Genomic DNA, 12,333 nt, shown 5'->3' with positions numbered 1-12,333 from the left:
CTGTCCTTTCCTATGATATGGGCTTGAGATCACACATTTCCGTCCTCACACTCGGCCAGCTCACTGCGCCGCTTGAGGAACAAAGCGATACCGATTCCGCCGCCGGCCACGGTGATTACGCCCAGTGGAATCAGAACATAGGCCCAGTGAAAGTTGGAACCGGCGGTATTCGCGGCATCGAACACAGGCTCCACCGGCTGGAGGGGAGTTCCCTCAAATATAGCCACATATCGGGTCTTGTTCAGTGCGATCCGGCTGACAGTGCCGGTATAGTCGGCAGTGACAGTATATCCTTTGACATAACTGCTGGTGGCGCTGCCGGTGTAGGTGGCCACGGCAGTGTAGCGGTCGCCCAGGGCATAGCCGTCCAGACTGCCGGTATTGTCCGTCTGCCAGTTGATGTCCTGCAGCGTCAGGGTTCTGCCGTTATCGGTAATGGTCTTGGGGATGTACTGGGTGTCCTGCCCCGCCAAATTGGGATAGGACCGGGTGACATTGACCGCTCTGGTAGAGCTGCCGTAGCCGGATACATCCACCTGTACGGTATCCAGCTGGAGGGTGAGGATGCCTGTGAGCCCATCATCCGTCACGAATTCCCGCTGCTGCGGCAGAAGGGCCAGAACGGAGGCCATATCCTTGTTCTTGCTCTCCAGCGTCACGGTCTCGGTGTGCTGGCGGCTCTCATTCTCCGGCAGTTCCTGCTTGAGCAGCTCTACCAGCGTGTAATGGTACCCGTCCTGTTGGAAGTCCGAGCGGGGGATGCCAGTGGGATCGTCCTCTGGGGACAGGTCGTAGAACTTGCGGATCTCGGTGCTGTCCTCATTCTGGGTAACAGAGGTGGGATAGCACACCTGGGCGGGATCGGCCCACTCCGCCGCGTGAGCGGCGGGAGTGAGGGCCATGGTCAACGCCAGTGCCAAGGCGCAGACGGTGGTTAATCTTTTCATATTCACTTCTCCTTTACATTTTCATTTCCCGGACGGGAGGAGCCTCCTGACTCTCCTGCTGCCGCTGAGGAATCTGGTTCAGCGCCTGCTGGTAAGCGTTCAGCACCGGGCTGCTGGTGTGAAGCGTGTGGATTTTCACATCCACCTGCATGGGAAACACTTCTCGCTGGGGAGTGGATGCCGGGGCAGGGGTGTTTTGCATAATCGTTTCCTCCTTGAAGTAATACAGAGTTTAGATAAAACAGGGTCACTCCATAGTCAAACCGCCCACAGCGGGGCTGTTTTCCGGTTCGGGACCGTACTGCCGCAGGCTCCACAGGACCTGTTTGAACGTTTCGCCGCAATCCATATCCAGTTCTGCCATCCATTGATCCCGTATGGCTTTCAGCGGGTCGTCAAAACGGAGGAGATATTCCAGTAAATCCTCCGAGCAAGAGTCGGCACAGCCATTCAGCTGTTCGTGGCAGCAGCTGGCAGCGGCGATTTCATTCGCGCTGCTGATGAGTTCGCCGGGACTCAGCTCCAGCAGACTGTCTGTATAGGTATCCCAGCATTTTTGTACCTTTCCTATGAGCTGATTTTGTAATTCCGCCTTCTTCACAGCAAACGCCTCCTTCAGCTTATACCGCCCATACTGGGACCGACGTGCTGCTCTTGCCGGGCGCTGCGTAATTCCTCCAGCTTCTCCCGCGCCCAGTCCGGCAGGTACTGCTCATCCAATACACCGGTGAAGTCGGCACGGTTCCAGCGGGTCCGTTCCCCGTCCCCCAGGCAGGTGGCGTAGACCGCCTGCCCTCTAGCGTGCGGGGAGCATCCAAAGCCGCTTTCACCCAGCCAGAGCTGACTGCGGGGGTCCCAGCAGCTCTCCCGCAGGGTATCCGGACTCATGACCAGCACCTTGCCCTCATAGTCCTGTTCATACCGGACGCCGGTGCAATGCTCCGGTCCAAACAGGCCAAGGGACTGATATGCCTCCTGTGTCTGCCTGATAAAAGATTCCAGCTGCGGCGCCGCAGCATCCACTGCAAAATAGATGTTGTATCTGCGGCCGGGAGGCACAAAAGTTCTCCGCACCCATTGGCGGGCTTCGCCGCTGATCTGGTCCGGATCAGCCATCTGTCTGATAGAGTTGGAAAGGACGAAGCACACCCGCTTAAATCCGTACTGCTCCAGCACGGACTGTGCGCAGTTCTCCGCCAGACTCCCATCCGCCTCATTGCAATAGTCACGGACAGCGCATTCAATGGCCCGCGCACAGCTGACGTTTATCTTGAAGCTCTCCGTGTGCAGTTTCACCTCTTTTCGCCGCTGGGCCTCCTGCCGGGAATAGGGGTAGAGGCAGGGATAATCAGCCGCCATAGATCACCCCGTTTTCCCGCAGCAGGCCGTCCAGCTCATCCAGGCAGATCCCCGTCTGCCGGAACAGCTCCAGAAGGTCCACCGGCACGTCCCGCAGGTCCGGCCCCTCCGCGGCTGTGATGTGGATCGCACCATCCTCCGCAAAGACGTCCAGCCTGGCGCCACGGGGGATGCCGGCCTCTTCCAGCAGCGCGTCCGGAATCGGAAACGCCTCCTCATCTTTCAGGCAGGGACAGTCCACATCGCAGTTGTCACAGGGGCCGCACGCCTTTGCCAGATGGATCAGCAGATTTGTCGTAACTGTCCGCAGGAACTGGATGGTCCTGACCAGCTCCGCGGCAGTCATCGTCTCTCTCAAAACTACCGCCGTGTCCGCGGAAGCATGGATATCGACAGGCGTATCAGGCTCCATACCGCCGGCGGTGAGGATCAGGGACAGAGGGCCGGCGGATTCTGCCGTGTTGTACTTCTTGCAGTTCATCATTTTCTGGGAATTCATAGGAAACCTCCAATATCAAAGTGTAATCAGTGATTTTTTCGGAATATGAACCAGCTCCAGCCGGAGCTTTTCCGTCTCCTGCCCGCCAAACAGCGTCAGCTGGTCCGCCAGGAATGGAGTGGGGTCATAATTGGTCATGAGCAGTTCGCCATATAACGCGCCGCTCCGCTTCGCCATGGGGTTGTCCCGCGCGAAAGCCAGGATGTGGAAGTCGTCATACAGCCGCCGGATGAAGCGGTGATCATTGTAAGATACCGCCACGGGTCCCCGGCATTTGCGCAAGACCCGGTGGAGCCGGGTGTGATACTGCGCCGCGATCTCCAGATCATAGCTTCGCTCCGCGCCGAAATAGGGCGGGTCACAGTAGGTGAGCCTGTTGACGCCGTCCCGCTCCCGGATGATCTGGATGGCGTCCTTGTTCTCAATCGCCACATCCTGGAGCCGCTCGGATGCGGGCTTGAACAGGTACAGGAACCGGGGCAGGTTCAAACCTTTCACCGCGAAAGAGGTGGTGGTGGCGTTGAAGCTGCCCCGGACCCGCATGACATAGGCCGCCGCCCGCTGGACGTCATAGAGCTCCAGCCTCTCCTGGAAAATTGGCCGCAGTTCCGCAGCCTGCTCCGGGGTGAAGCACGCCGGATCGTCCAGAATCCGCAGCTCCTCCTGAATATTCCGCAGGGTGATCTCCCTGTGGGCGGCAAAGTCTTTGTAGAATTCGAAAACCTCCCTGGAGTGGATGGGAAGAAAGCTAAGTTCCCGGAGCAGGGCATTACACCGCTCTTTCACGCAGAGGAAGAGGTTGCTGAGCTCCGCGTTCAGGTCATTGTAGATGTCCAGCCTGCCGGGGCAGGACGGCATGCTCAGCAGCACGGCGGCGCTGCCGCCGAAAGGCTCCAGATATTGCTTCATGTTGGGCGGAAAGATCTGGGTGATATAGGGCGCCAGCTTTTCTTTTCCGCCTACCCATGGAATGACCGGCCTTGCGATCTCAGACACCTCCTTCCTCGCCGCCGGTTCCGCTTCGCGGGAGCCCGGCGGGAGCCTCGCGGGGTTCTCCAAAGTATTCCAGCGCGGACTCCAGACCGCGGATGGCGGCCTCCAGGCCCCGCACCATGGCTTGGAGCTGGAGGATGGTGGTGTAGATCTCGCCGGCAGTTCTGGCGTAGAAGTACCCGTTCCGGCTGCTGCAGATGGGGACGCCGTCCTGACGCAGGCGGTTTACCAGCTTCCGCAGGTCTGTGCCGCTGAGGTGAAGCACCTGCTCCAGCTCGGCGCCTTTCACGGTATACCGGCGTCCGGGGCAGGCGTCTTTCAGGTAGGCTAACAGCTGTTTTTTCCGCATTTTCTCGTCCTTTCCGGAGTCGGTTTTCCGAAAATGGACATAAAAAAAGAAGGGGCCGTCTGTCCCTTTCGGAAAACGGCCCCTGTGATGATTTAATTATTCATTTTTCGCCGGGTATGGGCTGCGCCCATTTCACACCACCTCCTCAAATTGACGGTATGCTCACTGCATGCATATGCCGCCCTGTTCCGGCTGGGACAGGGCGGCGCTTCTGTGGACGTACAGTCCGGTTTCATAAGAGCTGTAGATGGAATCATATCCATAGGCGATTGCCGTATAAGCCTTAAAGTCAATGCAGGAACGGATCATTTCTTCACTCAGTCCCTTTGCCAGCAGTTCCTGCCTTACACTCTCCTCAAATTCGGCTTTCTCCACAAAGTCATAGCTGCCCAGATGGGCGGCTATTTCCGCGGCCTCCTCGAGACTGCCGCATCTCTCATATTCCATCGCCGTCTGGAGATGCCGGATACCGTCAGTGCCGCTCTCTGCGAGAGCTTCCATCATGGCGGCTCTTGCGCTGGCGGTTTCCTCCGGGCCGGCCTGGCTGGAGAGCTGTTCCAGACGGGGGAGCGCCTTCAAAATATCCCGCCAGGAGGGGGAACCTTCCACAGAGGCCGTGTATTCGTGGACAAATATTTGACTGTTACGGACCAGATAGCCGGTCTCGCCGCTGGCCTCCATATATCCGGAGGCATCCAGCAGATCTGAACCGTACTCCCTCAGATTGATATTGCCGGATTGGATCAGCGCCTCTGACACGCCATGGGAACGGAGATTGTCCGCAGCAAATTCTTTCAAACTGCCGCGCGGCACCCACTCATAGCAGTGGAGGTTCTGGGATATATCCAGAGCAAATTTCAGGGTGCGGCAGTTCTCGTATTCCAGCGCGGCGGCGAACTTCTCCAGCCAGTGGGGGGCGCCTTGCCCCTGCTCATCCAGGACATAGCCCAGATTATCTCCGTCCCGAACCAGATCCGTGACGCTGTCATACTGTTTCATCAGATCGCCGGCTTCCGGGAGAATACACCGGGCCTTCAGCAGCGTACAGTCCTCCAGAGACTTGACCCGCAGTTCCTCCAGAACCAGCTTGACCTCGCCGGATTTTTCCGGCGTCTGCCCATCATAGTCCGGCAGGCGAAGCCATACCCCATCCGGCACAGCGGGGGAGGCCAGCTTCAGCTTGACGCTCCAATCGCTGTCCTCCGGCAGAAGCGTGTTCTTTCCGCAGTAAGCTGGCTCTGGCGGTTCTTTTGGATATTCCACATAAATACTTCCGATGAACAGGCCGGGATGCTCATTCTCAAACTGCTGCCCGATATGCTCAAAGTCCACATAGGGCAGAACCTCCTCCGGCAATTGGGACGCCTGACCCAAACTGAACCGGCCTAATTCTTCGTAACAGCCAGCCGGATGCGTCTCACACCCGGACAGATTTTGAATGCTGTTGATGGCGTTGCCCGCGGTTTCAGGCGGATGCCGCATAGAAATGGCGGCGAGGATATAGCTCTCCCGAACGCTCAGTGTTTCCAGCCGCTCCTCCAGCCACATCCGCTCCTGGGGTGTGCCGGGCAGCTCCAGCAGATGATTAAACTTTTCTATGTTACTTCAACTCCATTCCGCCCTGTTGGGGTCTTTTTTCCATATTCAGGACCGGCTGTCCATCCACCCGCTCGATCAGGCCATAGGAGGTCAGCGTTCCGCCGTACTTCTGGATCAGCGCTTGTCCATATTGATACAGGTTCACATGGGGCATGATAATCTCCGACTCCACTTCGCAGAGGATCGCAGACAGCTCCCCTTTCGCCACTTCGGCGGGGGAGCTGTACTGCGGAGAGAAGATGTACCTGTCCAGCGTATCTGCCAGCAGAGCGGCGTTTTGAAGATCATGGCACTTTACCGCGTCCAGCAGGGCCTTGTATGCGGTCAGGGCCTTCGGTTCCATGTCCGCCAGCCGCTGGGACAGGCAATTGAGAAAGTCGATCCCCTCCCCGGCGTCAGAGATCATCTCCGTCAGCGCCGGGACCCGGCAGTCCAGGCAGCTCCAGCCAGCTTCCCGCCAGTCCCGGGCTTCCACAGCATCCAGCGCGGAGGACAACTCCTCCGGCGAAGCGGGCAACTTCAGCTGGGCGGTCTTATCGCTGTCATACCCGGGATCGTTGAAGAACCCCTTGGACAACTCCAGCAGTATGGCGTAGTCCGGTATTTCGGGAGTCAGGTCCAGCGTTTTGTATACCTCTGCCAGTGCGTTGCTCTGTTCCACATAACCTCCGGGATGGTCCGTGCTGCGCTCTATGAAGACTCCGCCCTCCCGCAGACGGTATTCCCGCCCGATCCGCTCAAAGTCCAGCAGGCTGAACACCGTATCCGGCAGATTATCCAGTTCAGGAAGAAAACCGTTTTCCGCGCAGAAGAGGCCCAACTGGGAGTCGTTCAGAGCCGAACCCACTATATGACAGCAATCCGTGCTATGGGCAATGTCAATCAGCCTTGAGATTGGGATGGGCTGGTTTTTCCTCTGTTCTATGGCCAGAAGCCCCGCGAAAGCGGCGCGTTGCTGTTCATCCAGCTCTGACACTTTCTGCGCCAGGGCGTTCAGGTCGTACAGCCCGCAGGTATCGTTCAAAACGGAGGACAGCTCTTCAAATTGCTGATACCCTGTGATCTCCCAGTACAGGGACTCGCCGTCTGCCAATCGGAGCTTGTCAAATGCGTCCTGAAGCTGATAGGGCGCCGCAGGGAGGGACAGCTCCGCACACGCGGCGCTGTCCGGTTGGTCCGCTTTCGCCAGATAGACCTCAAACACTTTACGCAAGGGTTATCCCCCCTATCGTCTGCGGGGTTTGCTCATAGGTCTTGGGATCAGCGGCAGGGCAGTCCCAGCCATGCATAGACCCAGCCTCCATCGCCAGCCGCTGGGCGGCCGTGACGCCGAGGCGCTGGTTGTTGTAGTCTGCCAGCTCCCGGTTCTGAGCCGGATCGCCGGTATCCCAGTCCGAGGGAAAATAGCCGCTCTCGCCTCGCTTGATGCAGATGAGTGCCCCGGTGCTGGGAAGGACAGAGAAGCACAGCTCCGGAAGCTCCTCTGTCACTTTCCGCCCGGAAGTCTGGCACTGTTCCTGCATATAGCGTTTGGGATCAGCGGCGGTGGACTCCCAGCCGTGCAGACATCCGCCCAGCATAGCCGCCTCCTGAGCCTTGCTGATGCCCCGCTTTCTATTGCAGTAGTCTGCCATGTGCCGGTTCAGGCCGGGCTTCTCACTGCTGTCTTCCGATATCTGGCAGCCAGTGCCCTTGGTAATATAGATCAGGGCGTTGTTTTCCGGCAGAACCGAGAGGCAAATATCCGGGAGCCGCTCCGAAAAGTGGGGATCGAAGCGATCCTGTTCCGGCATGATACTCCAACCCTCGCTCTGCCACAGGTGAGGGTAGATTTTCAGGCCGTTGCCTATCTGGATCTCATGCTGTTCAAAGACCTCTCCAACACCATCGCTGGCCTGTCCGCCAATCTCATCTATGAGGTGCTCCAGTTCCATCGGCGTCAGGCTGCCGCATATCTTGCATTCCGCCACACCCCAGAGTTGTCCCTCCCGCACCTCAGCGGTGAAATAGCAGGATCGTACTTTCTGATGTACACTTTCCGTACCGCTGAAATAGGCCATGAGACCGCGCTCCGCATCTTCAAGGCTGCCCGCGTGCTGTTCCAGCCACGCACGCTCCTTTTGAAACGCCGCGATGATCTGCGGGGCATACTCCACTGTCTCGCGGTAGTCCATTGTGATCTCATTCTCTACACCGTCTTCCTCATCATAATAGGTCGCGGTCATGGGCATATACAACTTCAGTATCTGGAGGGGTGGGGGAAGGACGGTAAAGCTGTCTTCGCCCGGTGCCAGATTCAGGCTGCGTCCGCTGTCCCAGCGTACCAGGAAGTTTCCGGCGTCGTCAATGCCCTCCAGCCTACCCCTGCTTCCCGGCTCCACCGGGCGGGGAACGTCTTTCATCTCACGGAGCTGTATCCGGCTGCCCTGCGGAAACTGCTGGCGCAGGAAGTCCAGCCACTCTTTTGATATTTGGTTCATTTACATCCCCTCCATATTCATATTGAGCTGCGGCGGGCCGCCCGCCCGCGCTTTCTGGATGTCCGGACTGCCGGAGTACCATATCGTATTGTCGGTCTCCAGCATGGACTCCACTGTGCCCGGCTCCAGATATTTGGCGCACAGGCGGGGGAAATGCGCTTCAAGCTCATCCCATTCGCAGGGATAGCCGATACCCCCGCCATAGGCAATATCCTGCCGCAGCTCCGCCGCCAGCGCATTGCAGGCGGCCAGGTCTGTGCCCTCATAGGCGCTTTGGCCTGTCAGTGTCTCCAGCACCGTATTCCCCGTATCGGTCAGCTCCTCAAACTGGCAGCCGCCATATGCCTCCACCTCCGCCAGGGAGTCCGGATCTGCCAGCGCCGCCAGATAGACTTCCCTGCCCTGGGCGATCAGCCAGGCCCGGAAGTCAATAAAGCCGTCGTCCGTACAGCCGTGTTCACATATCAATATTGCGGCGCTCCAGAGTCCGTACTGATTGGCAAGCTGCTGGTATCCGTGGAGAATGTCATGGAAGTCCTGGGCCTGCTGGGGGCCAAGGATGGTGAGCTGGTCTTTCAGCCACTGGAACGAGCCGTCCTGGTCCTGGCCGTATCTCTTCTTTGCCTCCGCGATCAGGTCCCAGAAGCCGTCTTTCGTCATTTCCATCACAGGCTCATGCCCCCCATCATGCCGCTGCTGCCATAGTCCTCCAAAGGACGTGGATTTTCCTCGCCATACAGATCATAGAGCATGTCATCTACCGCCTTGCGGATTTCCGGATCATCGGTCAGGGTCTCATAGCGGAAGCCAGTGGTGGGGTGATAGGGAAGTTCCTCCCGGAGGGTCCGGAGGTATTTCTGCGGGTCCGTAAAGTCCTCGCTCACGCCGCTGGCAAACGTGACACGTCCGATGATCTGCTTCTGCGCCTGCTTATCAAAGCACCCGAGATAGGCATGGTAATCTCCCTGTGCTGGGTTGCACCGAAGGCGGTAGAGACAGCGGTCTGTTTCCACCACATAGCCGTAATTCTGGCAGCAGACGCCGCCCTTGATCTCTCCGCTATGGCCCCAGCAATAGCGCCGCATGGAGGAGAGGTCTTTCAAAACGCTTCTGCGGAGTTCATCCACCACACTGCCCAGCTCATCCCTGAACTCCTGAGTATTCAGCTCCTCGGGGCCTCTGGGCCACCAGCTGTGATGGAAGTTGCTGCCGCCGCCGCCAAAGTCAATGCGGACATGGCCGATAGCGCCCAGCGCCTCATCCCTCTCCGGCGGCAGGGCGTAAAATAATCCCGCCTCCTCGGGGGAAGCGGGACGCAGAACGTATTTTCTCGGGTCCTGGGGAAAGGGCAGATTCTGATTGCGGCAGAATTCCGCCAGAGTGAGCGGCTCCGCATTTGGGAAAAATAAATCCGTCACTTTTCGTTCCAATGTGGTACTTCGCTTCAATGGCCGCGGGGAGAGCACCGTACCGGTATGGTAGATCAGGGCGGCGTCCGTCAGCTTCAGCGACTGGTTCGGCTTTCGGTCTGTCCCGCAGAGGTCATAACAGCACCACCCCTCCGGAACCTCCTCTCGGGCAATGGGGTGCTTGGTATAAAGTACCTGCCTGCCAAACAGCTCTATCGGGAGCATCTGGTCCTTGTAGATGTCGATGTACAACGCGTTCATCTCCTTTTTCTCGTTTGTGATCTCAACAGATACCACAGTTTCGCCTGGAAGTCCAGCAGAAGTTTTCACATCATTGCCTGTCCGATTTCCGGCGCAGGTGGGAACGGTTTGCTCAGGCGGCGCACCATACCGAACTCTGTCCGGCGAACGCCATCCTCCGCCAGGGAATCTGTGCCAAGCTGGGCGAAATCCATATAGCTGTCGATGGTGTCGATGATCTCGTCATCCGCCCCGATGCGGCGGAGCACCTGCTTTCCGTACCCCTCCGCGTTCTCCGGAACCAGCTCATAGTCGTCCCGGTCCATGGCGATGTTGAGGGCCTCCGCAAAGGTATCCGGCTGCTCCGCCTCCAGGACTGCGCAGAACTTCATTACTTCGCCCTCCTCCTGCTCCATCTCCCGAAGACACAGCGCCAGTTCGTTGGCGTTCTCCACCGTGATGCAGTCTGCGGGAATCAGCCGGCCTAAATGAGGCGCCGTATATTTTACGCCTGCGATCATCGCCTGGGCAAAATCCTCCACATCCAGATCCCTTTTCGCGTCCTCCAGCTTTTCCTCTGAGGCGGGAAGCGTCAGGTAATACCAGCTTTCCGCTGTGGTAAGCGTCAGGTGGAGGATTCCCTGTTCCTCCAGAACCTGCTCTGCCGCCCCCATTCGGATTCCCGCATATCCGGTGGACAGAAATTCCCCCTCATGGGCGATGCAATAATCCACGCCAATGCTGTGGTAGTCCAGATAGGGCCGCAGACTCTCGGGAACCTTTTCCTCCAGGCTGTCATGCTCTACAAGCCACTCGCCCAGCGCCTGGTGGGTGGTGACATCCGGGATGATTTCATAACAGTCCATACTGGACGGTTTTATATGGGCGGCGGTCCGAAGCACCTCATCCAGACTCTGCCGGGACTCTGTATTCAGAGCTTTGCCCAGATGGTAGTATCCCGCCTCGTTCATCCCATCAATTGTCTCCGCCAGCCGATTCAGCTTTTGAAGCGTGGTGCCGCTGTCCAGCCTGACGTGCTGGAGATGCCAGCCGAGGCTGGGGATGGGGGAGTCCACTGAGGAGACATGGAGGGGGTGATTAGACGCTGGAGGGCGGAGCGTTTCCGTCTGCCGTTTGAGATCACCCGGAGGCATCGGCAGCTCCAGCTGTCCCGCCCTGCTGATTCCGCTTGATATGTGAAGTCTCAGCATGACAGTCCTCCCATCTGGGGTCCCTGCTGACACGGTTCTTCAGGATTGTCCCGCATCAATTCCTCCAGTGGAATCGCGCCTTGATATGCCACATAACCGCACTCGTTGAACTGTCCGCCATCCTCCCGGATGCGCTGTTCCCCATAGCGCCGGTAGTCGTAGAAGCCCTCCAGATTTTTGTCATACTCGAAGTGGCCGGACTGCTGGATCATGTATTTGCCATACTCCTCCGGAGTCTGGACGCCGGGAACAAAGCTGAATTGGTCCAGATTCTCCGCCAGGCGGCAGACAGAAAGAATGCCAGAGGTCTCTGTCATCAGCACTGCCGCGTTCAGCTTTTCGATGTCCGCGTCCGTTAGCGGCTCTATGGCCTGGCACAGCCGGTTAAAGCTGGGAAGGTCATCACCGGACAGCTGTTCCAGATCCAGGGCGTCCGCCACTTTTTCCGGCAGTTCATTGAAGTCAAAACGCAGACGCGCGTCGGACGCTGTATCAACATGGACGCGGAGCAGTGTCCGCTCAATTTGGTGTTCCGAAGCGGGGAGGTACAGGTATTCCGGGTTTTTTCCCTCCGCAAGGCCCCGATTTGGCGTAATCTCCAGCACCATGAGGGGATTGTCATAGAGATATGCGGGGAATTGATGCCCGTTATAGAGCTCCTCCAGCACTATGCCGTTGCTGTAGACCACACCGTAAGGGGTGACCGTTTCGCCGCCGCTGTCGATCAGCAGCAAGGCGGTTTCGGCGCCGTCCAGGTTTTCCAGCTCCTCCGTCCTGGCGCTGCCGCCATTCAGGTTCAGAAAATGGCCGCGCCCTATGGATTCCAAATCGGAAAAGTTTGTGATGACCGTGGCCTGCTGGCAGCAGAACGTGAGATTGATGAAGTCCTTGATGTCGGCTAACTCCATCTTATGGGCCATTGCCTGGAACTGGGCGTCCTCACCCACACAAAAGCTGTCCAGCCGCTTCGCCAGATAGTCCAGCTGGTCCACATTGACCAGCGTACCATTCAGGGCGCCCAGCACACGGTAATGGCTGTCCACCTCATCCACCGTGCAGTCCCGGTTTACGGAGTACCCCAGATCCATCGCCTGGAGCATCTCAATCGTCTGATCGTACTGATCAGCGGGGATGGGGAAGGGAATGGTGATCTGCCCGCATTCCGGGTGCCGGGGATTGGACAGCACCGCCTTGATCACATAGCTCATACGATTTCCTCCCCGACCGTTTGTCTGGGGACCGGCAGC

At 58.2% G+C, this 12,333-nt stretch carries 14 protein-coding genes; all 14 read right to left on the bottom strand.

The features are described 5' to 3' along the window. Positions 1 to 29: 29 nt before the first annotated feature. The 14 genes from C816_RS17785 to C816_RS17720 all read right to left on the bottom strand — a co-directional run bounded on the left by C816_RS17785 (position 30) and on the right by C816_RS17720 (position 12,294). Positions 30 to 947, bottom strand: coding sequence for a hypothetical protein (locus C816_RS17785; protein ID WP_016323800.1), 918 nt, complete (start codon positions 945 to 947; stop codon positions 30 to 32). 13 nt (positions 948 to 960) lie between these two features. Next, entirely contained in the window at positions 961 to 1,149 is a 189-nt protein-coding gene (locus C816_RS17780; protein ID WP_016323799.1) for a hypothetical protein, read from the bottom strand. Positions 1,150 to 1,194: 45 nt separating this feature from the next. Further along, on the bottom strand, positions 1,195 to 1,548 hold the full coding sequence (locus C816_RS17775; RefSeq protein WP_016323798.1) for a hypothetical protein: 354 nt from the start codon (positions 1,546 to 1,548) through the stop codon (positions 1,195 to 1,197). A 14-nt stretch (positions 1,549 to 1,562) separates the two neighbouring features. Then, positions 1,563 to 2,306 (bottom strand): DUF3849 domain-containing protein, encoded by a 744-nt coding sequence (locus C816_RS17770; protein WP_016323797.1) that lies wholly within the window; start codon positions 2,304 to 2,306, stop codon positions 1,563 to 1,565. Beyond that, entirely contained in the window at positions 2,296 to 2,805 is a 510-nt protein-coding gene (locus C816_RS17765) for a hypothetical protein (protein WP_016323796.1), read from the bottom strand. The genes C816_RS17770 and C816_RS17765 overlap by 11 nt, the downstream gene beginning before the upstream one ends. Before the next feature lie 15 nt (positions 2,806 to 2,820). Further along, positions 2,821 to 3,801 (bottom strand): DNA adenine methylase, encoded by a 981-nt coding sequence (locus C816_RS17760; protein ID WP_016323795.1) that lies wholly within the window; start codon positions 3,799 to 3,801, stop codon positions 2,821 to 2,823. Then, a complete protein-coding gene (locus C816_RS17755; protein WP_016323794.1) occupies positions 3,794 to 4,147 on the bottom strand; it encodes a helix-turn-helix domain-containing protein in 354 nt (117 codons plus the stop codon). Before C816_RS17755 ends, C816_RS17760 begins: the two co-directional genes overlap by 8 nt. A 162-nt stretch (positions 4,148 to 4,309) precedes the next feature. After that, entirely contained in the window at positions 4,310 to 5,695 is a 1,386-nt protein-coding gene (locus tag C816_RS22065) for a hypothetical protein (protein ID WP_016323793.1), read from the bottom strand. A 52-nt stretch (positions 5,696 to 5,747) separates the two neighbouring features. Next, entirely contained in the window at positions 5,748 to 6,950 is a 1,203-nt protein-coding gene (locus C816_RS17745; protein ID WP_242832267.1) for an antirestriction protein ArdA, read from the bottom strand. Between the two features lies 1 nt (position 6,951). Next, positions 6,952 to 8,226: a DUF4314 domain-containing protein gene (locus tag C816_RS17740; RefSeq protein ID WP_016323791.1), complete on the bottom strand. Its 1,275-nt coding sequence runs from the start codon at positions 8,224 to 8,226 to the stop codon at positions 6,952 to 6,954. Beyond that, positions 8,227 to 8,892, bottom strand: coding sequence for a DUF4240 domain-containing protein (locus C816_RS17735; protein ID WP_016323790.1), 666 nt, complete (start codon positions 8,890 to 8,892; stop codon positions 8,227 to 8,229). Next, positions 8,892 to 9,965, bottom strand: a complete 1,074-nt coding sequence (locus tag C816_RS17730; RefSeq protein ID WP_242832254.1) for an LPD28 domain-containing protein — start codon at positions 9,963 to 9,965, stop codon at positions 8,892 to 8,894. Before C816_RS17730 ends, C816_RS17735 begins: the two co-directional genes overlap by 1 nt. After that, entirely contained in the window at positions 9,962 to 11,086 is a 1,125-nt protein-coding gene (locus C816_RS17725; protein WP_016323788.1) for an antirestriction protein ArdA, read from the bottom strand. Before C816_RS17725 ends, C816_RS17730 begins: the two co-directional genes overlap by 4 nt. Beyond that, a complete protein-coding gene (locus C816_RS17720; RefSeq protein ID WP_016323787.1) occupies positions 11,080 to 12,294 on the bottom strand; it encodes a hypothetical protein in 1,215 nt (404 codons plus the stop codon). Before C816_RS17720 ends, C816_RS17725 begins: the two co-directional genes overlap by 7 nt. Positions 12,295 to 12,333 lie beyond the last annotated feature (39 nt).

Origin of the sequence: Oscillibacter sp. 1-3 (assembly GCF_000403435.2) — a bacterium.
GTDB lineage: Bacteria > Bacillota > Clostridia > Oscillospirales > Oscillospiraceae > Oscillibacter.
Note: the sequence above shows the minus strand (reverse complement) of the source record. Positions and strands in the feature narration are given on the sequence as shown.